Origin of the sequence: Corallococcus sp. AB038B, from assembly GCF_003668955.1 — a bacterium.
GTDB classification, from domain to species: Bacteria; Myxococcota; Myxococcia; order Myxococcales; family Myxococcaceae; genus Corallococcus; species Corallococcus exiguus.
On sequence record NZ_RAWO01000004.1, the window covers coordinates 325,587 to 350,604 of the forward strand.

Below are 25,018 nucleotides of genomic sequence, written 5' to 3' on the forward strand. Positions count from 1 at the left end.
CTGACTCAGCAGGTTGGAGGAGGGTGCTAAGTCATTTCAAGCAGGCCGATTCGCTGCCAGAAATGAGAAGAGGGGTTGATGGAAGATCCCCATCAACCCCCCTCTGATAATCGGAAACGAGGAACGACCGGCCTCGACAGCTGGCCTCAAAATGCCTTACGACTAACGCGCCTTCGGGCCGCCGCGAACGTGGATCTTGATCTTCATGTCGTGCCTCCTTTCGAATTGAACGCTACGTGTACTCAAAGCTGGATGTCAAATCGAACCAAGGATTAATGTGCAACGCATTGCGGCGATGCGGACGAAGTCACGCGTCGCATCGTGGTGCCCGTATTCATACAATGGGGGCGTGAATCACAAAGCAGGGGCCGAGGTGTTGACAGGGCGCGACCATTAAGGCGACTTTGGTTCGAGGACCATGGCATATCCCTTCGAGCGGACCCTTCGTTCCCTGAACTACGAGTCGGACACGCGCCTCGTGTTCGTCGCTCTGATGGTGTTGTGCGCCGGGGGGCTCATTGCCTGGTCGCTGTTCGCCAAGGTCCCGCTCGTCAAGGCCAGCTCACAGGCCCGGATCGAGCCACACAACGCCGTCCATCGCATCGAGCCGCCCAGCGCGGGCAGGGTCGTGCTCTCGCTGCTCAAACTCGACCAGGAGGTCAAGGAAGGCGACCTTCTCATCGAGTTCGACGCACGGGTCGAGCGCCTCGAGCTCGAGCGGAGTAAGGCGACGCTCTCCGCGACCGAGAAGGAGCTCGCCATCATCCGCCAGCAGATCACCAACAAGCGCGAAGAGGCGGCTTTGACGGCACGGGTGGACGAGGTCGCGGTCAAGGAGGCGCTGGGGAGGGAGCAGGAGCTCGCGCCCAGGCACCGGCTCGCGGTGGAACGCGAGCAGCTGGCCCTCAAGAGCCCGACGGGCTCGGTCTCGGAGATGGAGAAGCTCGAGCGCACGACCGATGTCGACGCGCTCCGCTTCGCGCAGACGGCGCAGGGCCTGGCGCTCACCCGACTGCGGCACGAGCAGAACGTGCGCCGTCAAGCCCTCGCCGCGCAGCTGCTGGCACTCGAGCGCGAGGAGCTGAGCGCCGAGGGGCGGATCCGGGACCTCCAGGGCACCATCGACCGCCTTGAGTACCAGATCGAGCGGAAGCTGTACCGGGCGCCGGCCACGGGCCACCTGGTCGACGTGGCGGAGCTCGGCGCGGGAGCGTTCATCGCCGACGGGCAGCGGGTCGGCACCATCGTCGCGAGCGATGCCGAGGTGCGGGTGCGCGCCCGTTTCCCGAAGGAGGTCGTCGGATTGATCCAGCCCGGTCAAACGGCGCGCCTCAAGCTCGACGGCTACCCGATGACCATCTACGGGACGGTCCCCGCCAGGGTGACGGCCGTCGGGACCGAGCCCGGCCAGACCGCCACGCCCGAGGCCATCCCCGGTACGGTGCGCGTCGAGCTCAAGTTCGCACCGCCGGACGATCCTCGCATCCAGCTGCGCCACGGCATGACCCTGGTGGTGGAGGTCGAGGTCGCGCGGGCGTCGCCTGTCGCGCTGCTGATGCGGGCGGTCGGCGAATGGAATCCGCAGCCTGAAGAACAGCCCACGACCGTGTTTCGGCCCGAAGCCGAGGCCCGCTGACCATGACTCCTCCCAGGCGCCGGCGCTCGATCATTCCCGAGGTGATCCAGATCTCGGCGACGGATTGCGGCCCCGCTTCACTCAAGAGCCTGTTCGCGGGGATGGGCGCCGAGCTCAACTATCGCGTCCTTCGCGAAGTGTGTCAGACGGACGTCGATGGCACCTCGATCGTCACCTTGGATGAAGTCGCGAACCAGCTCGGGCTCGACTCCGAGCAGGTGATGCTTCCGCTCGATCACGTGGTGGTCCCCGAAGCCAAGGCGCTTCCCGCCATCATCGTCACGCTCAGCGCGGGAGGACGGCCGCACTTCGTGGTGCTGTGGAATCGCGTCGGCCCGTTCATCCAGGTCATGGACCCGGCGGCGGGCCGTCACTGGACCCGGATTTCGACGCTGCTGAGCCACCTGTACCAGCACACCACGTCCGTCCCGGCGACCGGCTGGCGCGAATGGGCTGGGTCCGAGGAGGCGGTCGCGACGTTCGAGCGCCGCCTGCTGGAGCTGGGTGAGACGCAGGCGCGGGCGCTGGTTGCCCGGGCACTCGAGGACCCCGGGCATCTGTCGATCGCCAGGCTCGACGCCGCGTGCCGGGCGTCCGAAGCGATGATCCGCGCGGGCGCCGTCCGGCGAGGCCGGACGGCGGCGGGTCTGCTGCAATCCATGATTGCGAAGGACGATTCCGGCGAAGTGCCCATTCCCGCTGCCTATTGGTCCGTTCGCCCCAACCCCGAGGTGGAGGGTGAGCTGTCGATGGCCGGCGCGGTGCTGATGCGGGTTCGCGGTTGGCGCGAGGCTTCGCGCGCAGGCGAAGACGCGCCGAGAGCCGTGCTCGCGAGCGACCTGGCGACGGAGCTCGTCGCCAGGCAGGTGAGCCCGGCGCGAACGCTGCTCCGCCTGCGAGGCGAAGATTCGTGGGTCGTTCCGGGCCTGATTGCGGTGGGACTGGTGTTCGCCACCTTCGGGCGGATCCTGCAAGCGCTGATGCTCCGTGGCGTGCTCGACCTGGGGCGCGACCTTGGCACGTTCGCGCAGCGTGCGACGGGCATGGCCGTTCTCGCGGGCGTCGCGCTCTGCTTCATGCTCATCCAAATCCCCATTTCATTGGGATTGCTCGGCATCGGCCGCCGGCTCGAGGTGCGGCTGCGGAAGGCGTATTTCGAGAAGCTCCCCGAGATGGAGGACCGCTATTTCCAGAGCCGGCTCGCCTCCGACATGGCGTCTCGCACGCACAACATCCAGGCGATGCGGTCGCTGCCGCTCCTGCTCTCGCAGGCCTTGGTCCTGTCGCTCGAAGTCGCGAGCATCACTGCCGCGCTCATCTGGGCCGCACCGCACGCATGGCACATCGTGCTCGCGCTCGCGGCGGTCACGCTGCTCGTGCCCCTGGTCGCGCAGAAGCTGCTCTTCGAGCCCGACCTGCGCGTGCAGATGCACTCAGGCGCGCTCAGCGGATTCACCCTGAACGCGCTCGTCGGGCTCACGCCGATCCGGATCCACGGCGCCGAGCGGTCGCTGCGCCGCGCGCAGGAGACCTTGCTCGTCAGCTGGAGCAAGGCGCGCTATTGGCTCCAGACGCTGTCGGTCGGGTTCGAAGGCGGGCTGATGCTGGTGAGCTACGGCCTCGTCATGCTGCTCGTCTATTCGTACCTCGAGGGCACCGATCGGGCTTCGCTGGTGTTGTTGGTCGTCTATTGGGCGCTGCGGTTCCCCATCCTCGGCCAGCGGCTGATGATGCTGAGCCGCGCGTTCCCGAATGCGATGAACCGGGTTCGCCGGCTCCTCGACGTCATCGGCGACATCAAGGATCCGCCGGCCCGACCCGAGGCGCCAGTGCAGGAGCCTGTCGCGCCCGCGGACGCCGCGAGCGGCGTTTCGATCGTGATGGAGAAGGTCCGCGTGAAAGGCGGCGGTCACACCATCCTCGACAAGGTTTCCTTGAAAATCGCCCCCGGCGAGCACGTGGCCGTGGTCGGTGTCTCCGGAGCAGGCAAGTCGACGCTGGTCGGCCTTTTGCTCGGCTGGCTCCGGCCGGCGCGCGGCGAGATCAAGGTCGACGGGCAGGTGCTCGATCAGGCCGCTGTCGAGCGGCTGCGGCGCACCACGGCCTGGGTGGATCCGGCGATCAGTCTCTGGAACCAGAGCCTCATCGACAACCTCCGGTATGGCAACGACGGCGCGCACGGCTGGTCACTGTCGGGGGCGCTCAAGGGCGCCGAGATGCTCGACATCCTCGAGGCGCTTCCAGACGGGCTGCAGACGTCGTTGGGCGAAGGCGGAGGGCTGGTCTCGGGCGGCCAGGGGCAGCGCGTGCGCCTGGCGCGCGCGATGCTTCGCTCCGGCGTGCGCCTGGCCATCCTCGACGAGCCCTTTCGCGGGCTCGATCGCGACCGGCGCGCGCGGCTCCTCGCCGAGTCCCGGCGGCTCTGGGCGGACATCACGCTCCTCTGTGTCACCCACGACGTCGAGCACACCCAGGAGTTCGATCGCGTGCTCGTGATCGAGAACGGCCGGATCCTCGAGAACGGGCCGCCGAAGGAGCTGCTCGCGAACAAGGATTCGCGGTACGCCGTGCTCCTTCGCGCCGACCAGGAGAATCGCACGCTGCTCTGGGGCGGTGGGAGCTGGCGCCATTGGTGGCTTTCGCACGGCCAGCTGGTGGAGAGGCCGGCGCCGAAGCCGGTGGAGACGCCGGTCGCGGAGCCCGTCGCAGGCAAGTTGGAGCTGGCGGGATGACGCGCTCGCACTCCGACCTGTTGTGGCCGGTCGAGCGACTGCCCGACGCGCTGGAGCAGCTGGCGCAGCGGCAAGGCTATGGCAGGGCCGCGGGCGAGATCGCTCCGCCCGCGGCGGCCGTCGAGCCGAGCCGGGTCTGGATGTTCGCGCTCGGAGATCGACTCGGCGTGGAGCTCGAGCCGATCACGCCGCTCTACCACGAGCTGCCCGACGTCCTCGAACGTGCCGCGCCCTGCATCCTCCAGGTCCGGCGAGACGGCGTCCCGTCCTATCTGGTGCTGCTGGGGACGCGGCGCGGGAAGCTGCGCCTGCTCGCGCGCGACGCCACGGCGGTTTCGGTCCAGACGAAGAGCGCGCTCGCGCTCCTGCGCGAAGAGCAGGAAGCCACCGTCGCCGAGGTGGACCAGCTGCTCGGCGGCGTGGAGATGTCGCCCCGTGCGCGCGAGCACGCCCGCTCACAGATGCTGCTGCAGCGGCTCGGCCAGGCGCAGCTGCGCACCGGCTGGATCATGCGCCCCAGGCGCACTGCGAGCCGGCGGACGCTGCTCGGCGACATCCCGTCGCTCGCCGCCGGCATCCTCGTGAGCCACACGCTCCTCTCGCTGGTGCTGGCTGGCTCGTTCTGGTTGCTCGGTCGCGCCGCGCTCCAGGCCCACCTCGAGACCGGCTGGTTCCTGGGGTGGATCGCCGTGATCGCGTGCGCGATTCCGCTGCGCATGCTCGAGGTGTGGTGGCAGGGCGTGTTCTCGATCCGGCTCGGAACGCTGCTGAAGCAGCAGCTCCTTGCGGGAACCCTCAAGCTGACCCCCGACGAGGTGCGGCTCGACGGCATCGGCCGCCATTTCGGCCGCGTCGCCGAGGCCGAGGTCGTCGAGCAGCTTGCGGTCGGCGGTGCTCTGCTCGCGGTGTTGTCGCTCGTCGACTTGATCCTGGCGGGCGTCATCCTCGTGCTCGGGGCGGGAGGGTGGCCCCAGGCGATGGTGCTCGTCCTGTGGGTCGTGGTCGCGTTCGTCCTCGCGCGCCGCCACTACGGCGTCCAGCGGGCGTGGTCGAGCGCGCGCGTCGAGATCACCCACGACCTGCTCGAGCGCATGCTCGGCCATCGAACGCGGCTGGCGCAGCTTCCACTTGAGCGCTGGCATGATGGCGAAGACGTTCGCTTGAGCTCCTACTCCGAGATCTCGAAGGTCATGGATCGCCGGACCATGCAGCTGACAGCGCTCCTGCGCGACGGCTGGTTGGTGCTCGCCCTGCTGACCTTGCTGCCGGCGTTCAGCAGCGGTACGGCCAATCCCAGCGCGCTGGCGGTGTCCGTGGGCGGCATCTTGCTCGCGCTGCGAGCCTTCGACGAGGTCGCCGTCTACTTCCAGCAGGTCTCCCAGGCGGCGGTGTCGTTCGAGCAGATCCGCGACTTGTTGCTCGCGGTGGGCCGACCCGAGCTCGAATCGAAAGTTCCTCTCGAAATGGAGGGAGGCAAGCCCACCGACGCCGCTGGCGGAACCCTCATCGAGGCGCGAGGCGTGACCTTCCGGCACGACGCGCGCACCCGGCCGGTGCTCGAGAACTGCTCGTTCCAGATCGCGCAGGGCGACCGCATCCTGCTGGAGGGCCCATCGGGCGGTGGCAAGTCGACGCTGGTGTCGCTGTTGACGGGCCTGAGGACGCCGCAGGGCGGCGTGATGCTGCTGCACGCGTTGGACCGCGCGACGTTCGGCTCCTCGGGCTGGCGCAAGCGCATCACCGCCGCGCCGCAGTTCCACGAGAACCACGTCCTGTCCGGCAGCTTCGCGTACAATCTCCTGCTCGGGCGCGAGTGGCCGACCTCGCCCGAGCTGCGGACCAAGGCCGCCGCGCTGTGCAAGGAGCTCGGGCTGGAGGAGCTGATCGCCAAGATGCCTGCCGGCCTCGAGGAGATGATCGGCGAGACCGGCTGGCAACTCTCGCACGGCGAGAAGAGCCGGCTCTACATCGCGCGCACGCTGCTGCAGGGGGTCGAGTTGGTCATCCTCGACGAGAGCTTCGCCTCCCTCGATCCCGAGACCATGCGGGTCGCGCAGCGCTGCGTCCTCAACCACGCGAAAGCCCTCGTGGTCGTCAGCCACCCATGAGACTTCGATTCACGCTCGCCCTCCTCGCGACGATCTGCTCCGGTTGCGAGCTGATCCGGCCCGTCGTCGTCGAACCGCCTCTGGCGCCGAGCAGCTACTCGACCGCCGTCGATCTGCGCACCGAGCCGCCCCAACCGTCCAGCGCACCCGAGGGCGGGGTTCCAAGCCCTCGGCCGTCGGAGGAGGGCGTGCCCGCGCAGCCAGCCGAGCCCGTTACCCAGGACTCAGTCTGGTGGACGGCGTTCGCCGATCCGGCTCTCGACACGGCCATCCAGGAGTGCTTCGGCGACAACCTGGCCCTGCGCGACGCGCGGGAGCTGATCTACGAGAACCAGCTCGACCCCGCCGTGCCGCAAGGTTGGTGGTACCCGCTCCAGGTCGGCATCCTGAACCCGGCGGGGCTGAGTCATGTCGTTGCCAACGTTCCGCCCGCGCCGCCAACCCGGACCGAGTACAGCGTCGCCACCGTCGGTGTCGGCGTGGCCTACCAGGTCGACCTGTTTGGAGCCCTCGATGCGCAGCGGCGCGCGGGATTGAACTTCGCCGAGCAGCAGCGGCAGCTCACCGAGGGCCGCGTCCAGGACCTCGCGGTGCGGATCACCCAGATCTGGTTCGACATCCTCGAGGCCCGCGCGCTCCGGGACCTCACGCTGCGGCAGATCGACTACAACAAGGAGTTGCTCCAGCTGATTCGAGCGCGGTTCGAGCAGCACCTCACGCCCCGGCTCGTGGTGCTGCAGCAGGAGCAGCTGCTGTTGAACCTCGAATCGCAGGTGCCGCTGATCGCCACCCGGAACGCGCTCTTGAATTCGGAGCTGAAGGCGCTGCTGGGCCGGGTACCCAGCCCCGCCGACGACGTCATTCCACTCGATCGACAGCTTCCCGATCTCCCGCCCCCACCGAAACTCGGAACGCCGGGCGACCTGAACGTGAACACGCCCGAGATGCGGCTCGCGGAGCTGCGCGTCGCCGAGGTCGAGCACCGCATCAACGCGAACCTGGCGAGCTGGCTTCCGACGATCCAACTGGTGGGCAACGTGGGCGCTTCGAAGTACGGCCTCAAGGAGCCGGTCCTGGGCGAGTCCGTCGTCGGGGTGGGCCTGACCTGGGCCCTGTTCGATGGAAGGCGAGTCACCGAGTACATGCGACTGCCGATCCAGCTCCAGCGTCGCCATGTCCAGTACCAGCTCGCGCTGCACACCGCGATCGGACGGGTGCAGGATGCCGTGGTCCAGGAGGAGAACGAGGCGACGAGCCTGCGCAGCCTGCGTGCGCAGGTCCAGCTCGGGCGGCAGCTCCTGGACGAGGCGAGGCGGATCTTCGAGCAGGGGCAGTCGGACTATCTGACGGTGCTCTCCGCCCTGACGAATCTGGTCGGGCTCGAGCGCGCAAATCTGCAAGCGCAACGGCTGCTGCTCAACCATCGCGTCGAGGTCTATCGCTCGCTCGGCGGCACCTGGTCGCGCGACGTCACACTAGAGCGGGAGTGAGAAGCCATGGCACAGCTGCAAGCGGATGAGATGCTCTACATTCCCAATCGAAAGCGGCTCACGCACGACCGGCTCGACGCAGGGAATGGCCAGCAGGTCCTGCACCTCTTCTATGGCGAGGTGGAGCTCATCTTCGATGAGCCGGACATCGCGCCCTTGGGCGAGAAGCTGCTCCAGGTCGAGCAGTTTCAAGCCTCCGACGCCATGGCGTGGTCGGACGGCGCGCCCCATTCCTGGGACAAGATCCGGGACCTGCTCGAAGCATTGATCGAACAGCGGATGTTGAGGCGGGTCTCGGATGCGCCCACGGGCCGCACCGCGGTGTCCTACCCTGAGCGGTTGGGTGAGGTGCCAGCCGGGCGTGAGCCGCTCACGTTCAGCGCCCGCGACAATCGTTGCCCCTTTCTGACCGAACAGGCGTTCGGACGGGCGTTCGAGCTCTCGAACCTCGAGGTGATCGTGCCGGTCTACCGCGTGGCGCATCCGGCGCTCGACGGTGACGGCCGGCAAGTGGGCGAGAACAACGTCGCACCGCGCACCTTGTTTCTCGATCTCCCAACCGTGCGCAAGCAGTGCCAATACGCGGGGAGCCGGTATCAGAACGAACTCCCGATGAACGTGACCGCGATGAAGGCCATGGCGCGTCAGTGGCCGGACCTGCTCTCGCTGACCGAGCAGTTCCGCAAGGCCTTCCTCGCGCGCATGCCGCCCCGGACCCCGGGCGTGCTCACGGCGGGCGAGCTCCACATGATGGTCGTCTGCACGCTCGCGTCGGTCGGGTACGTGCTGGTGCGGGGCACCCATCCGGTGCCGAACGGAGAGCTCGACAGCGGGCTCGCGGCCATGTTCCGGCTGATCGACGGAGTTCGCCTGGTCACCAACGACCTGGTGCGCGACGCCCCCGAGCAGCCCGTCACCGCGCAAACGATCGTGGATTATGCCGAGCGTCACGCGGTCTTCCATGGTCCGCACGGCGTGTGCGCCGGGCCGCCGGCGCTGATCAACGAATATCTGCAGGTGTTGACCGGCTCGGCCCCGGCACCCATCGAGGCCCAGCCCGACATCGCAGCGCGCCTCGGCGATCTCGACGCCGCGATCGATTACGGCCTGCTCGGGCAGCGCGTCGAATCGGTGGTCCGCTTCCTCGGCGCGACCCAGGGGCTGCTCCACGAACGGCTCCGGGCGGCGTTCGCCGGACACCTCCCGCGCACCGCGCTGCAAGAGTGCGTGGAGGCGCCCATCGATGTCGCGCATTACCCGTTGCTCCGGGACGATTTCCCACTCGCCGAGACATACCAGCGCGAGATCAAGCTCAGCCGCTGGTTGTTCGCGCGCATCGGCGAGGCGTTCCCCGGCACGCCACAGGGCACCTCGCTGGATGAGCTGGCGAAGCTGGATCCCGCCGAGCAGGCCACGAGCCAGCGGCGACTGGCCGAGCTCTTCGCGCATGGGCTGCCGGGAGACAAGGTCGTGGCGGAGCCCCTCTGCGGTGAGCTCGCTGGCGTCGCTGCCAGCGCGTTCGCCCTCGAGCGCCGGTGCCTGCGCGTCGTCGAGCGCGAGCAAGCGATGCTGAACCAGCGGCTCCGGCGCCCGGATCACCCCCTGACCGGCACGGACCTGGCTGTGTTCACGCGGCCGCGCAATGGCCCCCCGTTGGCGGAGACCCTCGCGCGCGGCCTGGGCGTCTCGGTCACCAGCGACTCTGCCTCGACCGTGCTGGGCTACGGTGAGAGCAGCCTCACGTTGAAGGACTAGAGGGTCCGATGCATCCAGAGCTCGTCCGCCGCTTCCACGAACCGATTCGCGATGAGGCTGCGCGCCGGTATGGCCTGTCGCCCGAGCAGCTCACCGAGCTCACGGCCTTCGAGAACTTTGTCTACGAGGCGGAGAACGACGACGGCGAGGGCCTGATCTTGCGCATCTCGCACAGTACGCGGCGAACGATCGACTACACGCTGGGTGAGGTCGAGTTCGTTCGCTATCTGGCCGCCGCGCGCATTCCCATCGCCTCGCCGGTCCTCTCTGATTCGGGGCAGTTCGTGGAGCGGATCGAAGACCGCGAGCCCGGCAGCTACTTCGTCGCCACCGCGTTCGAGCGCGCGCCGGGCATCGTCTTCGACGACGCGCCTCCGCTCAAGGAACGCTACTGGAAGCCCCCCCTGTTCCGAGACCTGGGCCGGCTGTTCGCGCGGCTCCACAACCGCGCCCAGACCTACGCGCCTTCGAGCCCCAGGCTCAAGCGCCAGGAATGGCATGAGTACGACGTGGTCGACATCGACCGGTTCGCGCCTCCCGAGGAGAAGCTCGTTCGCGAGCGCACCGCGGCGATCATCGCGCGATTGAACCAGCTGCCTCGAACGCCGGAGAGCTACGGGCTGATCCATGCCGATCTCCACTTGCACAACTTCTGCTTCGCCGAAGGGAAGATCACCGCGTTCGACTTCGACAACTGCGAGTACGCGTGGTTCGTCAAGGACATCGCGGTACTCCTCTTCTACATCGCGCGAGGCGAGGCTCGAGAGGCGCGCGACGAAGCGGCCACTGCGTTCCTGGGGCCGTTCCTCGAAGGGTATCGGGAGCTCCGACGGATGGAGCGCGAGTGGCTCGCAGCCGTGCCGGACCTGCTCGCGCTCCAGCGCTCGATGAATTACGCGCTGTTCCACCAGTATCGCGACCCGGCCGTGCTCGACGAGAGCACGCTCGACCGGTGGGGGCGGTTCCGGCGCGACATCGAAGCGGACACACCCGTCCTGCAGATTGATTTCACGAGCTTCTAGCGCATCCGTGCGGGTGCTCGGCACGAGCGTTCATCTGCTGCATGAACGGGTGGGCGTGAGGTTCTCCCCTTAGGATGTTAGGTGGGGATCGACTGAGCTGAAGCTCCTCGATCTCACAGCGGACAGCGCGGTCGTGTCCATCGTGGTGCATACCGTCGAGACCGACCGGGAATCCTTGATGGGCCGGCCAGGCGCCTACGAGAACATCCGAGCTTTTGTCCTTGAGCAGGGCCGCTGGAAGTGCCGGATGTGGGTCAACTACCCGGTGTCCGGGACTCAAGGTTCGTAATCCCTCCCGCTGGCGGCATGCGCCGCAGTGGTTCCGAGGACTCGAAGCTGCTCCGCTGCTCCGTCCGGGGGCTCAGCGTGAACCCTCCGTGGCCTCGCGGTCACGCTGGCGGAGCAGGGCCGCGGCCCGGGTCCGGACGCTGGCCATGGGGTGCTCTCGGGCAGCCTCCTCCAGTGAGGGCACCGCGGCCTCGCCCAGGTCCTTGCGGAGGAAGTCCTGGCAGGTGCCGTGGAACCGGTCACTGACGAGGCAACCAATGGCGTTCTGGATGACGATCGGCGCGTTGCGGTACGCGGCGTCATTGCGCAGCGCCGCCCGGTAGGCCGCCACGCCATCCACCCAGCGGAGGTTGTCGAAGTCGACGTTCCCCTCCAGGTAGCGGACATAGGCGCTTGTCGGGTACTTCGCCGCCAACTTCTTCAACGCCGCCAGGGCCGCGTCCCGTCGCTGCGCCTTGATCAGCCGGTGGACCTCGTCGATGCCCGGGAGCTGCTCCACGACGGGCTGCCAGGCCGTGGCGCCCGTCGGAGCCTCCGCCGGTGCTTCCTCACTCGCGGGGGGCTTGGGCGACGGGCTTTCAGAGGACACAGGCGCCGGGCTCGCGGACCTCGAGGCCAACGCCCATCCGCCAAGGCCCACCGCGGCCAGGGAGAGCACGACCGCGCCTCCCACCACCCGGCGCGAGCGGCTCCGGGCGGGCGGGGGCGTCGTGGGGCCAGACCGGATCGTGGCCTCGGACTCCGCGGGAGCCACCGGCAGGGGTTCCGGAGCGCGGGCTTCGGCCTGAAGGTCCACCGGCGTCGCGCGGGGCTGCGCCCGGCCGTTCCGGGTCGCGAGCACTTCCTCCCTGGGACGTGACGGCGTGGGCGCGGAGGAGCGCGGCTCCCCCGAGGCATCGCCTGCCACGGGAGCCACGGAACGCACCGCCGGACCGGCCCCGGCCCCTTCGAGCGCGGCCAGGAACTCCGTGGCGGACTGGAAGCGAGCCCCCGGGGCCTTCTCCATCGCTTTCGCCAGCGTCGCTTCGAGCTCCGCGGAGAAGCCCGCGTCAGGTGCGGCGTCGCGCAACCGGGGCGGAGTCACCTCGCGCTGCATGCGCAGCAGCTCCGCGTTGCTGGTGGCGTTGAAGGGTTTCTTCCCGGTGAGAAGCTCGTAGAGCAGCACGCCGGTGGCGTACAGGTCCGTGGGCGGACCCACCGGCTCGCCGTGGATCTGCTCTGGGGCCATGTAGGACGGAGTCCCGAGCATCATCCCCGACGTGATGCCCGTCACCTCGTCGCGCAGCTTGGCGAGCCCGAAGTCGAGGATGCGCACCTGCTCCCCGAGTCCGACGGCGTGGGTGACGATGATGTTCTCGGGCTTGATGTCGCGGTGGATGATGCCCTGGTCGTGCGCATGGGCCAGACCCGCGAGCACCTGCCGCACGGCGCTCAGGGCCCGGGCCGGCTGCAGTGGGCCGTCGCGCAGCAGCGCCCGCAGCGTCTCGCCGGTGACGAAGTCCATCACCATGTACGGCGACTCCTGATCCACGCCGAAGTCGATGACCGACACGCAGCACGGATGGGTGAGGCGGCTCATCGCGCGCGCCTCCACCTGGAAGCGCTTGCGGAAGTCGTCATCGCGCGCCGCCCACGCGTGCAGGAACTTGATGGCGACGGACTTGCCCACCTCCAGCCGTTCGCCCCGGTACACCATGCCCATGCCACCGGCGGCGAGCCGCTCGATGATGCGGTAGCGCTCCTGCAACACCGAGCCGATGCGAGGATCCGTCACGGCCGTGGGCTCATTCATGGGCGCGCACGATAACAAGTAGAGGCGCGAATCTACTGCTGACCTGTCGTCGGTTCCTTCTCACACGCGCGGTGGAACGGCCGGGCTACTCGAAGGCGGTGAAGGAGAAGGTCGTCTGGAAATCGACGTCGGCTCCCTTGCTCATGAACGTGGGGGCCGCGGAGCCGCGCAGCACCACGTTGAACTTGCCATCGAGGAAGCGGGTGTAGTCGGCATCCGGAAGCGCTTCGGAGTTGAAATCCACCTCCATCGCTACAGGGCCGCTTCCGCTCGGCTCCGCAAGGTGGCCAGCGGCATAGGTGTTGTTGGACTCATTCATGAGGAAGCGCACCTCCACCCGGCCGTTGAACACCTCGGAGAGCGACGCCACGCCTACGCTCCCGGCACCCAGCGTGAGGGTGAGGCTCTTCAACTCAACGCGAGAGGGCGACTGGCCATCCAGTTCCCGGCGAGCATCATCCACAAAGACCTTGAAGGGGTTGCCCGACTCGCTCTCGATACTCTTCTGCGAGGTGACGGTGCCGCTGGCGGTGTCCGAGGACTTGGCCTTGAGGTTGATGCCAACGGGGGCCGAAATGGACACCGGATCCCCGCAGCCAATCAGCGGGAGGGTGCACAGCATCAGCAGGAGAAAGCGGTTCACTTCGAGGGCTCTCTTTCAACGGCACGAGCGCTCCCGGCCCAGAGCGCCACGGGTTGCCGATTGTGTAGAGAGGACCCTCTGGCGGAGTCGCCGGCCACATGCGCGGGTGGAGAGTTCTCCGAACCAGTGGCTTGGACAGCCCAATCGGGTTCGCTCCCCTCTAGGATGTTGGACATGCCCACCACCACCTTCCGCCTCGCCCGCGCCTCGGACCTGCCCACCATCATCCAGTTGCTCGCGAATGACGACATCGCGCGCTCGCGCACCGGCTACGCCGAGGAGGTGACTCCCGCAGTCGATGCCGCGTTCAAGGAAATCACCGCAGACGCGAACAACGAGATCGTCGTGGGCGAGCAGGACGGGCAGGTCATCGCCACGCTCCAACTCACGTACATCCCAGGCCTGGGCCGCGGCGGGATCCGGCGGGCACTGGTGGAAGAGGTGCGTGTGCGCTCGGACCTGCGCGGGCAGCGCATTGGGGAAGCGCTGATGAATGAGGCGATGGAGCGCGCTCGGGCCCGGGGCTGCGCCCTGATTCAGCTCACCACCGACAAGCGGCGCCACGAAGCCCAGCGCTTCTATGTGCGGCTGGGATTCGTGGCGAGCCACGAGGGCATGAAGCGCCCTCTTTGAATCACGGCTGCGGCGGCGCGGCGGCGAGGTCCATCCAGGCGGACTCCCACTGGTGGCCGTCCAGGTCCTCGAAGCTGCGCTGGTACATGAAGCCCATGTCAATCTTCTCCTTGGTCTCCTTCGCTCCCGCCGCCATCGCCTTGTCCACCAGCGAGTCGACGGCGGCACGGCTCTCCGCCGACAGGGCGATGATGGCCGCGCAGGACGTCTTCGTGTCCGCGATCTCCTTCTTGATGAAGGTCTTGAAGAACGGCTTCACCAGCAGCATCGCGAAGATGTCCTCGCTGATGATCATGCAGGTGGCGTTGGCGTCGGTGAACTGGGGGTTGAACGTGTAGCCCAGCTTCGTGAAGAAACCGACCGCGCGGTCCAGCGACTCGACGGGGAGGTTGACGAAGATCTTGGTGCCCATGGTGCGTCTCCTGGCGGAAGAAAGGGGATGAGGTGAACGTCGCCTTCATCCACGCGACGAACCTGCCCCGGTGGGATCGACACCGGATTTATTTTTTCCCGCACCGCCGCCAACCCGCTGGAATCACAACACTTTGCCGGGGTTGAGCAGTCCCAGCGGGTCGAGCGCGCTCTTGATCGCCTGGTGCAGCCGCAGCGTCTCCGGGCCCAGCTGCGCGCCCAGGAACCCGCGCTTGAGGGAACCCACGCCGTGCTCGCCCGTGATGGTGCCTCCCAGGGCCAGCGCCGCGTGCAGGATGTCGTCGAACGCTTCCTTCGCTCGCGCCAGTGCCTCCGGATCCTTCCGGTCGAAGACGACGGTGGGGTGCATGTTCCCGTCGCCCGCGTGCCCGAACGTCCCGATGAGCACCCCGTGCTTCTCCGCGATGCGCTCCACCGCCGCGAGCAGCTCCGGGATGCGCACGACGGGCACGCCCACGTCATCCAGCAGCGTGGCACCGCGCTGCTCCAGCGCAGGGAAGGCGAAGCGCCGGGCGCCCATGAGCAGCTCACCTTCGGCTTCGTCGGCGGTGCTCATCACGGAGGTCGCTCCGGCCCGCTCGCAGGCCGCGACCATCAGCGCCAGTTCCTCTTCACCCTGCACGCCGCCCGCGTCGGAGCGCGCGATGAGCAGGGCCTCGGCCTCGACGTCCAGGCCCATGGGCTTCCAGGACTCGACGGCGCGCACGGTGGTGCGGTCCATCAGCTCCAGCACGGACGGGCGTGAACGCTCCATGATGTCGCAGACGGCAGTGCCCGCGCTCACGAGCGTCGGGAACGCGGCCACCAGCGTCGTCGCCTTCGACGGCCGGGGCCGGAGCCGCAGCGTCGCCTCGGTGAGGACGCCCAGCGTGCCCTCCGAGCCGATGAAGAGCCGCGTCAGGTCGTAGCCCGCCACGTTCTTCACCGTGCGTCCGCCGGTGCGCACCACGGTGCCGTCCGCGAGCACCGTCTCCAGCCCCAGCACCGCGTCGCCCGTCACGCCGTACTTCACGCAGCACAGGCCTCCCGCGTTGGTGGCCAGGTTGCCGCCGATGGAGGAGAACTCCCAGCTCGCGGGATCCGGCGCGTACCAGAGGCCCTGCTCCGCGGCGGCCGCTTTCACCGCGCCGTTGAGCGCACCGGGCTGGACGACGGCCAGCATGCCGCGCCGGTCCACCTCCAGGATGCGGTTCATCCGCATGAGTGACAGGACGATGCAACCGTCGCTCGCGTTCGCGCCACCCGACAGGCCCGAGCCCGCGCCCCGAGGCACCACCGGCACGCGCAGCGCCGTGGCCACGCGGAGCACGGCCTGCACTTCGGACGTGGACGCGGGCCGCACCAGCACCCTCGGCATGCCCGAGGACGCCCACTCCGCCTGGTCGCGCCGGTGCGCCTCGAGCACGTCCGGATCCGTGATGACCGCCTCCGCTGGCAACACCTCCGCCAGCGCTCGCTCCACGTCGACCGTCATGAAGGCCTCCCAGGCTCTGGAACGTGAACGCCGGGCTGGCCACCCGTCATCCGTTCCCTGGCTCCCCAGCTTGCCTCGGAGCCGGAGCCGCTTCACCCACAAGGTCCCCCGTGGCGGAAGGTTTCAGGGGAAGATGGGGCCCGGATGAAGACCCGAACAGACGAGGTGGACCTCATCCAGACCCTGACCTTCTTCGAAGGCCCACCGCCCGGGGACCTGCCCACGCGGCTGGCGAATCCCTTCCAAGCAAAGCTTCCCGGCCCCTGGGGGCTTCGTGCGGCGGAGGCGCTCCAGCAGCGGCTGCGACAACAACCCGCGTACACCGAAGCCTTGTGGCGGCGCGGTTGCGGCAAGATGTTCGGCGTGCTGGTGGTCGCGGCGCCCGACGGACGGGTGGGGTTCCTGAGCGCGTTCTCCGGGATGCTGAGCGGTGTGTGGACAGTGGAGGGCTTCGTGCCGCCGCTGTTCGACCTGGTGGCCCGCGACGCGTTCTGGCCCGAGGGAGAGGCGGAGCTGGCCGCGATGGAACACCAGCATGCAGCGCTGTGCCGGGAAGCCGAGGCGCTGCGCGCACAGGGGCACGCTCCTTCGCTGCGCGAAGTGGAAGCGCGCCTGGCGGAAGTGGAGCACGTGCGCGCCGAACGTTCGCGAGCCCTGTGGCGTCAGGTGACGCAGGGATATGTCATTCCCAATGCGCGCGGTGAAACCCAGACATTGGCCTCGCTGTTCCTGCCCAAGCCGCCACCTGGTGGCGCCGGTGACTGCGCGGCGCCCAAGCTGCTGGCGTATGCCTTTCGCAACGGATTGACGCCCCTGGAGCTCGCGGAGTTCTGGTGGGCAGCCCCGCCGCTCGATGGCCGCAGGGAAGCCGGTGGGTACTACCCGGCGTGCGACAACAAATGCGGCACGGTGCTGCCTTTCATGTTGCAAGGGCTGGACGTGGAGTTGCCGCCTCCCACCGCGCCAGTCGTACCGGGACCGCGCGTCCTCCATGAGGACCCCTGGCTCCTCGTGTTCGACAAGCCCGAGGGACTGCCCACGCTCCCCGGACGCCATGCGCCCACGCGCGACTCGGTGCTCGTCCGGCTCCAGCCCCGGTTCCCCGAACTGGTCCCCGCCAGCTTCCTCCACGACTTGGACCCAGAGTCCTCCGGTCTCCTCGTCATCGCCCGGGACGCGGCGACTCGGGCCGCGGTCCAGCGCCAGTTCTCCCAGGGCGAGGCGGAGCACCGCCACGTCGCCTGGGTGGACGGCCGCGTGGACAAAGACTCAGGCCTCATCGACCTGCCGCTGCGCCCGGTGGCCCACGCTTCCGTGGAGGACTGCGTGGACGCCCGCCACGGCAAGCGGACCCGGAGCGCGTGGAAGGTCCTCCAGCGCGAGGCGGCCCGGACCCGGGTGGAATTCGTTCCCACGACCCATCCGCCCCACACATTGCGTATCCATGCAGCGCATCGCCTGGGGCTGGGAGTGCCCATCGCCGGGGACGCGCGCTTTGGACGAGAGGACGTGCGGCTGATGCTCCATGCCGACGCGCTGGCCTTCGTGCATCCACGCACGGGAGCGCGTCTGTCATTCACCTCGCCCGCGCCGTTTTGAAGCCTGGCGGCGTGAATTGTTTGATCAATTCAAAGGCTCGCGGCGACCAAGGGAAAGGGAAGGGCGGGAAGGCCCTTCATGAACAGACACCCCTACCTTGGAGATGAATCCCATGACCTACGCACGCAAGAACTCCGGCTCGAAGTCCATCATCGCGGGCCTGCTGCTCGCCGCGACGGCGCTCACCGGCTGCGGAGAGGACGACATCAAGCGCAAGTACCAGGGGACGTACGAACTGGATCTCCAGCTGGACACCGGCGCGAAGGTGGCCGAGGGCGACCTGGACGTGGGCTTCAGCGTCTACAACGACGATGAAGCCATCATCTCGATGAACCAGCTGCTGTGCACCCTCTCAGCCACCTACAACGGGAAGGTCGCCGGGCCCGGCGCGGAAGGCGGCGAGGTGGAGTTCGAGCTGCTGCGCGACGTGCGCCCGGATCAGATCCTCGCGTGCCCCGTGCCCGCGGAGTTGGGAGAGAACCTCTGGCTGCAGTTCCGCTTGGGCACGGGTCGCGTCGAGAACCAGCAGCTGACCATCGACTACTCCGGAACGGTGCAGCGGGGCACCCTGGAGGAACTCGCGGCGGGCGGCGGCACGCGCGTGGGGTCCTTCGGCTACACGTTCCTGGGCAATGAGGTGTCACTGCCCTGATGCACTCCCGTCGTCCACCGCGCGACACCGGGTGTGGCGGGCCCCAGCGGCTTTCCACATCCGGTCCACGCCGCAGTGGACGTCGGATGCCATGCATTGACCCCTCCCGTCAGGTGCTTGCGCGATTCCTGCGTTGCGCGCATACCCTGTCTTTCGCGAAGTGGGGGCCGGGTCGTGCTCGAACTCAACCTGGAAGCCGAAGCCTGGATGCCCTTGTCGGGCGATGCGGAGCGCCACGCGCTGGACCATCCGTGGCCCTCCTCGGAAGAGGGCTGCGTGCGCTTCGTCGTGGGCGAGGACTTCTTCCGCCTGGAGCACAACGCCCGGCTGGAGCTCTACCGCGACCTGGCGGAGCGGATGCTCGCCGTGTTCCGCGACCTCACCCCGCCCGGCGGCTGGCTCTACGCGTTGGATCCGCATCACCCCTGCTACCGCCTCCACCCTCACGTCCGCTTCGAGGCCGGCGCGACGCTGGAGGAGATGACCGGGCTCTACACGCGCGAACATATGGAGCGCGTGGAGCGAGGCATCCACCCGCCGTCGTTCGAACCGCGCTGGGCCATGGATGTCCACCCGGCGGGGGACCCGGAACATCTCTTCGCGCCGCCGGACTTCCACTTCGTCTTCGCCTCGCGCTACCGCGTGGGCAACTTCGACGGGCTGGAGGCCCCGGGCCGAGGCCCCATCGAGACGGAGACCTACGAGCTCTTGGGACACCGCCTCATCGCCGCCGTGGAGCGGAACCCGCCGGCGCTCTTTCAGCGCGCGCGCAGGTTGGGTCCTGACGACTGAGGGGAAGCCGGAACGTCAGGCCGGCCGGGGCACGGTGCGCGGGCGGGGCTCACCCTCGTAGTAGAGGTTGGCGCGCCCCTCGCCGTAGACGACCAGCACCCGGTCGTTCTCCTCCAGGAGCCCCGACGTCTTCTGCGTGACCTTGCGGACCAGCGTGTCGAGCTGTGCCGGACCCTGCTTGCTGCTGGCCCGGACCGTGACGACTGGCATTCGGTGTTCCGCTCCTGGTGACCTCCCGCGACGGCAGGAAGGGCGTTGCGTGTCATAGCCAAGGGAACACTTCGTTGACAAGTGCGCGCTGCCACGGTGGATAGAGGTCATGCTCCACCTCGCTCGCGCATTGCTGGTTGTTTCGCTTGCCCTGGTCTCCACCACCGCCGCCGCGCAGTCGCGCGAAGCCCTGGACCTGCGGGGCCACGTGTCGCCCACGCCCGCCTGGCTGCCCCGGGGCATCTTCCTGGGCACTCAAATCAACAACGGCGCCATCATCCCCAACCTGCGCATCCAGTGGGAGTTCACCATCTTCCAGGACCGCAAGGACGCGTGGATCGCCGTCCTGGAGGGTGGGGTGGGGTGGGCGGCGTCGTTGCCCGACAGCGCGCTGGCGGACCGGAACCTCTACCTGCCGGTGTCCTCCTACTACGAGCACACGGCGCAGGTGGGCTTCGGCTACCGCAACCACCTGCCGGGCAAGGCCCACTGGGGCTTCCAGGTGACGGGCGGCCCCACCTTCTACGGCGCCCACTTCACCACCCAGCCCCCGGACCGCCGCGTCGCGGGCACCGTCCAGGGCCGCGTCCAGATTGGCTACCAGCTGCCGCGCGACGTGGGCGTCGGCCTGGCCCTGAGCTACGCGGAGCCCTTCGGCCTGAAGAACCGCAGCTTCGCGCGTGACTTCGTGGGTGGCGTTAACATCGGATTTTTCGCGGATTGGCGGTAGGGGCACGGTACACTCCATGAGCGAGAGCGGCCCCGCCTGCCGGTGCGGGTAGGGCGCCGCTTCCACGTCCATGGCCGAGCTGCTCAGTGCCCACGTCGCGCGCTACCTGCGCAACCGCGAGGAGTTCGAACGGGGACTCCCGGCGGGTCTCCTCCTCTTCACGCCTCCCCTGGGCACGGTGCCCCCCTCCGACCTGGAGGAGTACCCCGTGCGGACGGTGACCAACGCCGGTCCGCCGACGCTCGGTCAGGACGAACCCATCGTCTTCCCGCTGCTCAAGTCCCAGGGCAACGCCTTCGGCCGGGGCATCACCGTGGGGCGCACCAGCAACAACGACGTCGTCCTGGATGACGGCAGTGTGTCCCGGTTTCACGCGTGGTTTTCCCGGGACGCGGGGGATACCGGTTTTCGGTTGACGGATGCGGGCTCGAAGAACGGCTCGTACGTGGTCGGGAGCCGGCTGTTGGCTCGCAAACCCAGGGTGTTGGAGGACGGGATGCGGCTGCGCTTCGGCCAGGTGGAGGTCAGCTTCTACACGGCTGGAGGCTTCGCGCGCCTGCTGTCGGTGCGGCTGCAATCCTGAAGCCTTGCCACGTCTTCGGCGGCCTGCGTAACGTGCGGAGTCACCCTCTAGGCACGGATGGGAGCGTTCGCGGTGGCCTTGACCACAGAAGCCTTCGGGCTGACCGATGTCGGCCGGAAACGGCAACACAACGAAGACGCGATGATGGTGGACGCGTCGCTCGGCCTGTTCATGGTCGCCGATGGCATGGGCGGACACGCCGCGGGTGAAGTCGCCAGCGCGCGGGCCACGGAGGTCGTCAAGCAGCACATCGCGGCCAACCGGCACCTGCTCAAGGACCTGGCGCAGAACCCCACGGCGGACAGCCGCTCCGCCGCGGCCGCGCTCGTGGAGGTGGCGGTGCAGCGCGCGTGCGCGGACATCTACCGCACGGCGATGACGGACGCCTCCAAGCGAGGCATGGGCACCACGTTCGTGTGCCTGGCCGTGGGCGGCAACAAGGGCGTCATCGGCCACGTGGGCGACAGCCGCGTGTACCTGGTGCGGCACGGGCAGTGTCACCGGCTCACCGAGGACCACACGCTCGTCGCCGCGCAGCTCAAGGCCGGCACCATCACCAAGGAGCAGGCCGCCACCTCGCAGTACCGCAACGTGATTACTCGCGCGGTGGGCATCCAGGAGTCCGTCCAGGTCGACACGCTCATCGTGGACCTGATGCCCGGCGACGTGTTCCTCCTCTGTTCGGACGGCCTGCACGGCTACGTCGAGGATGAGGAGATCCTCCCCCTGGTCGCGGGGCTGCAGCCCGGGGACCTGCCGCGCAAGTTCGTGGAGATCGCCAACGAGCGCGGCGGCAAGGACAACATCACCGCGGTGGTGGTGAAGGTGGCCGGCGACAGCGCGGCGCTCGCCAGCGAGGAGACGAGCGAGGCGCAGTCGCGCATGGAGGCGCTGCGGAAGATCCCGCTCTTCCGCCACCTCACGTACAAGGAGCAGACGGCGGTGTTGTCCATCGCCACCACGCGCACCTACCCGGCGGGTCGGGAGATTGTCGTGGAGGGGCAGCCGGGCGAGGAGCTCTTCGTCGTCATCCGGGGCCGGGTGGCCATCGAGAAGAACGGCGTGGAGATCGCGGAGCTGCGCTCGGGCGGGCACTTCGGAGAGATGGGCCTCATCGACAACGCGCCCCGCTCCGCCACCGTGCGCGCCACGGAGCCCACGCGGACCATGGTCATCGCCCGTTCGGACCTGATGGGCCTGATGAAGCGCGAGGCCATCCTGGCGGTGAAGATGCTCTGGAGCTTCGTGCAGGTGCTGAGCGACCGGCTGCGCGCCACCAACTCGGAGTTGAGCGAGGCCCGGCAGGAGCTGGCGGTGGCGCAGGCCATCCAGCCGTTCGCGGAGGACTGAGCGGGAACTCCACCGGCCCCCGGGGCGTCTTCAAGAGGACGCTCTGGAATTTCCCGGGGGAAACCGTCGTTGGGGGGCCGGCCTGGGAGTAAGGTCCCGGCCGCGTACACATGCGCAAATGGGTCTTCATCGTGGTGGCCGCCGTGCTGGCGCTCGCCGCCATCGTGCTGGGGCCCCGGTGGGGCGGTCCGGCCGCGCGCCCCGTCTCTCCCGTCTCCGCCAGTTCCATCCGCCAGGGGATGCCCGCCTTCAACGCGGTGGCGGTGTCGTCTGGTGCGCAGGAGGGGCTGACGCTCACCGGGCGAGTGCTGGACGGCAACGGCCGGCCGGTGGCGGACGCGGAGGTGTCGCTCGCGGCATCGGCGGAGCGGACGCTGGCGGACGTGCGCTGTGACGAGTGCGGACTGGCGCTGCTCGCCTGCACCGCGCACGAGACGGCGCTGCACACGCGGGCCTTCTTCGAACAGCAGCAGGGCTTCCTCACGGCGCGCGCCACGGTGCGTACGGACGCGGAGGGGAAGTTCCGCTTCGAGCACCTGGCGGGCGTGTCCTTCACGGTGTGGGCGCGCTCGGCGGGGCTGGGCGTGGCGCTCAAGGACCGGGCCGCGCCGGGGGAGGCGGTGGAGCTGTACCTGCCGCCCTTGCGGAGCATCGCCGGCACGGTGGTGGATGACTCCGGCCATGCGAGGCCCGGGGCGCGCGTGCGCGCGGTGTCGCGCAAGGTGCCGTTGCCCTTCGAGGCCGTGGCGGGCGCGGGTGGGGCCTTCACGTTGTCGGGCCTGGGCGAGGGCCCCTTCTACGTGCTCGCGGACGCGGAGGGCTTCCAGCCCGCGGTGGCGCAGCACGTGGAGGCGGACTCGCAGCCGTTGCGCCTGAAGCTGACGCCGTCACGCACGCTGGAGGTGCGCGTGCTGCGCGACGGTGCGCCCGCGGCGGCGACGGTGCGCTTGCGTGGTGACCACCTGACGCGCGAGGAGCACTCGGAGGCGCAGGGCGGGCCGGTGCGCTTCAACGGCCTGTACCCGGACGAGGTGGTGGTGACGGCGGAGGCGCCGGGCTTCGGCTCCGCGCCGCAGACGCTCACGCTGTCGCAGCGGGTGACGCAGGTGACGCTGGTGCTGGAAGCCGCGGGCCGGTTGCTCGTCACGATTGTCGACGAGGAGGGCCAGCCGGTGCCCAACCCGCAGCTGCTCCTGCGCACGGTGGCGGGCGACCTCATCCGCCGCGACGCGGTGCCCACCGGAGCCCTGGCGGAGCTGGGGCCGCTGGCGCCGGGCGAGTACGTGCTGGAAGGGCAGGCGGAGGGCTTCACCGCTGCGCAGTTGCCCGCGCGCGTGGCGCCGGGCGAGACGCCGCTGGAGTTGGAGCTGGCGAAGGCCACGGTCATCAGCGGGCAGGTCATCGACGAGTACGGCCGGCCCGCGGCGGGCGTGTCCGTGCTGGTGCAGCCCACGGGCGGCGTGGTGAACGCGGGCGAGGACGGCCACTTCATGGCGCAGGTGCCCATGCCGGGGCTCTACACGCTGCACGCGCACCACTCGGAATGGGGTGGCGGCAGCGTGCAGGCGTCGGCGCCCGCGACGGACGTGACGCTGTCGCTGGAGGCGAAGGCGGGCGCGGACGTGACGGTCACGAGCGGCGGCCGGCGGGTCGAGGGCGCGGACGTGACGATGTGGGCGGATCCGGAGAACATCTTCCGCAGCGACCGCCCCTCCGGGCCGGACGGCGTGGTGCCCATGCGGGGCCTGCCGCCGGGCACGTACCAGTTGGTGGCGTCGCATCCGGAGTACCTGCCGTCGAGCCCCAAGTCGGTGACGGTGCAGGACGGTGGGAAGCAGCAGGTGACGGTGGAGCTGGAGGCCGGCGCGCAGCTGACGGGCGACGTGGTGGACGAGGACGGCCAACCGGTGGTGGGCGCGGCGATGAGCGTGGCGCCGCGCGTGGCGGAGCCGACGCAGTCGGATTCGAGCGGCCACTTCGAGTTCCGCGCGCTGAGGCCGGACCGCACCTACGTGGTGGAGGCGCGCCACGCGAGCTACGAGCCGATGGAGCGGCCGCAGGGCAAGCCGGGCGGGCCGCCGGTGCAGGTGAAGATGCGTCGGCGCACGACGTTCCGGGGCCGCGTGGTGGATGACTCGGGCCAGCCGGTGCGCCGCTTCCGGGTGGACGAGCACGACGTGAACAGCCCGGACGGGCGCTTCGAATTGCCGCTGTCCACGGCGGGCGACCGGCTCATCGCGGCGGTGGATGCGGCGGGGTACGAGCCGCAGGTGGTGGACCGCCCCGCGACGCCGCAGGACATGGGCGACATCGTGCTGGTGAAGGCGCCATCGGTGTCCGGACGGGTGCGGGATGTGTCGGGCGGCGCGGTGCCGGACGCGGTGGTGACGTGCGACGTGTGCGACGGGTCGGTGCTGTCCGGGCCGGACGGCAACTTCACGCTGGCGAGTCCGCCCTTCGTGCCGCGCTTCACGCTGTCCGCGCGCAAGGGCAAGGTGAGCGGCACGCAGGAGGTACCGCGAGGCAACACGGCGCCGGTGGAGCTGACCCTCAAGCCCGCGACGCACCTGAAGGGCCGGGTGTACCTGGCGGATGGGAAGCCCGCGGCGGGCGCGCAGGTGGAGGGGCTCAACGCGGACCGCAGCGAGTCGGTGTCGCTCATCACCGGCGCGGATGGCAGCTACAGCGCGGATCTGTCGCCGGGCAACTATCGCTTCGTGGTGGGCGGGCGTGGCGCGGGCCAGCCGGCGGTGGTGGTGCAGGTGGCGGGCACGGACATGACGTTGGACCTGGGCCCGGTGCCGGGGACGGGCTCCGTGACGGTGTTGATCCAGCCGGAGCGGGGCAAGGCGCTGTGGGTGGTGCCAGGGGAGGTGGGCTCGGTGGGCAATCCGCCCACGGAGCTGTTGCGCTCGAGCTTCGCGCAGCTGGTGTACCAGCCCATGTCGGAGCGGGTGGTGGTGCAGGGGCTGCGGCCGGGCAGGTACACGCTGGTGTGGGGCTACTTCCACGCGGAGATGCCCGGGGCGGGCCCGGTGGTGCGCTCGGTGGATGTTCCCACCCAGGGCGAGGTGTCCCTGCGGTAGTCGTGTTGCGA

19 protein-coding genes are annotated in these 25,018 nt (G+C 69.0%); 14 read left to right on the top strand and 5 right to left on the bottom strand.

What is annotated here, in order from left to right; genetic code table 11:
• The first annotated feature begins 418 nt into the window (after window positions 1-418).
• Genes D7Y04_RS20615 through D7Y04_RS20640 form a run of 6 tightly spaced genes read left to right on the top strand, consistent with a single transcriptional unit; the run spans window position 419 to window position 10,743 of the window.
• The gene (locus D7Y04_RS20615; protein WP_120598914.1) at window positions 419-1,636 is read left to right on the top strand and encodes an HlyD family secretion protein; all 1,218 of its coding nucleotides are present in this window, start codon (window positions 419-421) and stop codon (window positions 1,634-1,636) included.
• Window positions 1,637-1,638: 2 nt separating this feature from the next.
• The gene (locus tag D7Y04_RS20620; RefSeq protein WP_121760432.1) at window positions 1,639-4,368 is read left to right on the top strand and encodes an ATP-binding cassette domain-containing protein; all 2,730 of its coding nucleotides are present in this window, start codon (window positions 1,639-1,641) and stop codon (window positions 4,366-4,368) included.
• Window positions 4,365-6,476, top strand: coding sequence for an ABC transporter ATP-binding protein (locus tag D7Y04_RS20625; RefSeq protein ID WP_121760433.1), 2,112 nt, complete (start codon window positions 4,365-4,367; stop codon window positions 6,474-6,476). The genes D7Y04_RS20620 and D7Y04_RS20625 overlap by 4 nt, the downstream gene beginning before the upstream one ends.
• The gene (locus D7Y04_RS20630) at window positions 6,473-7,966 is read left to right on the top strand and encodes a TolC family protein (protein WP_121760434.1); all 1,494 of its coding nucleotides are present in this window, start codon (window positions 6,473-6,475) and stop codon (window positions 7,964-7,966) included. The genes D7Y04_RS20625 and D7Y04_RS20630 overlap by 4 nt, the downstream gene beginning before the upstream one ends.
• Before the next feature lie 6 nt (window positions 7,967-7,972).
• Entirely contained in the window at window positions 7,973-9,721 is a 1,749-nt protein-coding gene (locus D7Y04_RS20635) for a hypothetical protein (protein ID WP_121760435.1), read from the top strand.
• An 8-nt stretch (window positions 9,722-9,729) separates the two neighbouring features.
• Window positions 9,730-10,743 carry a phosphotransferase enzyme family protein gene (locus D7Y04_RS20640; protein WP_121760436.1) on the top strand — a complete coding sequence of 338 codons (1,014 nt, stop codon included), beginning with the start codon at window positions 9,730-9,732 and terminating at the stop codon, window positions 10,741-10,743.
• A gap of 361 nt (window positions 10,744-11,104) precedes the next feature.
• On the opposite strand, the gene D7Y04_RS45155 is transcribed toward D7Y04_RS20640, so the two are convergent.
• Together D7Y04_RS45155 and D7Y04_RS20650 are read right to left on the bottom strand one after the other, a co-directional pair.
• The gene (locus tag D7Y04_RS45155) at window positions 11,105-12,823 is read right to left on the bottom strand and encodes a serine/threonine-protein kinase (RefSeq protein ID WP_121760437.1); all 1,719 of its coding nucleotides are present in this window, start codon (window positions 12,821-12,823) and stop codon (window positions 11,105-11,107) included.
• Between the two features lie 85 nt (window positions 12,824-12,908).
• Entirely contained in the window at window positions 12,909-13,466 is a 558-nt protein-coding gene (locus D7Y04_RS20650; protein ID WP_120599288.1) for a hypothetical protein, read from the bottom strand.
• A gap of 174 nt (window positions 13,467-13,640) precedes the next feature.
• Here D7Y04_RS20650 and D7Y04_RS20655 point away from each other — a divergent pair, with 174 nt between their 5' ends.
• The gene (locus tag D7Y04_RS20655; RefSeq protein ID WP_121760438.1) at window positions 13,641-14,099 is read left to right on the top strand and encodes a GNAT family N-acetyltransferase; all 459 of its coding nucleotides are present in this window, start codon (window positions 13,641-13,643) and stop codon (window positions 14,097-14,099) included.
• Between the two features lies 1 nt (window position 14,100).
• Here D7Y04_RS20655 and D7Y04_RS20660 read toward each other — a convergent pair whose 3' ends face one another.
• A complete protein-coding gene (locus tag D7Y04_RS20660; RefSeq protein WP_121760439.1) occupies window positions 14,101-14,511 on the bottom strand; it encodes a VOC family protein in 411 nt (136 codons plus the stop codon).
• 123 nt (window positions 14,512-14,634) lie between these two features.
• Entirely contained in the window at window positions 14,635-16,005 is a 1,371-nt protein-coding gene (locus D7Y04_RS20665) for an FAD-binding oxidoreductase (RefSeq protein WP_121760440.1), read from the bottom strand.
• A gap of 144 nt (window positions 16,006-16,149) precedes the next feature.
• Between D7Y04_RS20665 and D7Y04_RS20670 the strand changes: the two genes are divergently transcribed.
• The 3 genes from D7Y04_RS20670 to D7Y04_RS20680 all read left to right on the top strand — a co-directional run bounded on the left by D7Y04_RS20670 (window position 16,150) and on the right by D7Y04_RS20680 (window position 19,048).
• On the top strand, window positions 16,150-17,604 hold the full coding sequence (locus D7Y04_RS20670) for an RluA family pseudouridine synthase (RefSeq protein WP_121760441.1): 1,455 nt from the start codon (window positions 16,150-16,152) through the stop codon (window positions 17,602-17,604).
• A 112-nt stretch (window positions 17,605-17,716) separates the two neighbouring features.
• Window positions 17,717-18,256, top strand: a complete 540-nt coding sequence (locus tag D7Y04_RS20675) for a hypothetical protein (protein ID WP_120599293.1) — start codon at window positions 17,717-17,719, stop codon at window positions 18,254-18,256.
• A gap of 174 nt (window positions 18,257-18,430) precedes the next feature.
• Window positions 18,431-19,048: a DUF2716 domain-containing protein gene (locus D7Y04_RS20680; protein WP_121760443.1), complete on the top strand. Its 618-nt coding sequence runs from the start codon at window positions 18,431-18,433 to the stop codon at window positions 19,046-19,048.
• Window positions 19,049-19,063: 15 nt separating this feature from the next.
• Here D7Y04_RS20680 and D7Y04_RS20685 read toward each other — a convergent pair whose 3' ends face one another.
• The gene (locus D7Y04_RS20685; protein WP_120578891.1) at window positions 19,064-19,258 is read right to left on the bottom strand and encodes a hypothetical protein; all 195 of its coding nucleotides are present in this window, start codon (window positions 19,256-19,258) and stop codon (window positions 19,064-19,066) included.
• Window positions 19,259-19,367: 109 nt separating this feature from the next.
• On the opposite strand from D7Y04_RS20685, the gene D7Y04_RS20690 reads away from it, so the two are divergent.
• The 4 genes from D7Y04_RS20690 to D7Y04_RS20705 all read left to right on the top strand — a co-directional run bounded on the left by D7Y04_RS20690 (window position 19,368) and on the right by D7Y04_RS20705 (window position 25,007).
• Window positions 19,368-19,988, top strand: coding sequence for a hypothetical protein (locus D7Y04_RS20690; protein WP_121760444.1), 621 nt, complete (start codon window positions 19,368-19,370; stop codon window positions 19,986-19,988).
• A 70-nt stretch (window positions 19,989-20,058) separates the two neighbouring features.
• Window positions 20,059-20,571 (top strand): FHA domain-containing protein, encoded by a 513-nt coding sequence (locus D7Y04_RS20695; protein WP_120598549.1) that lies wholly within the window; start codon window positions 20,059-20,061, stop codon window positions 20,569-20,571.
• A gap of 57 nt (window positions 20,572-20,628) precedes the next feature.
• Window positions 20,629-21,921 carry a Stp1/IreP family PP2C-type Ser/Thr phosphatase gene (locus tag D7Y04_RS20700; protein ID WP_120562662.1) on the top strand — a complete coding sequence of 431 codons (1,293 nt, stop codon included), beginning with the start codon at window positions 20,629-20,631 and terminating at the stop codon, window positions 21,919-21,921.
• A gap of 110 nt (window positions 21,922-22,031) precedes the next feature.
• On the top strand, window positions 22,032-25,007 hold the full coding sequence (locus D7Y04_RS20705; protein WP_121760445.1) for a carboxypeptidase regulatory-like domain-containing protein: 2,976 nt from the start codon (window positions 22,032-22,034) through the stop codon (window positions 25,005-25,007).
• Window positions 25,008-25,018 lie beyond the last annotated feature (11 nt).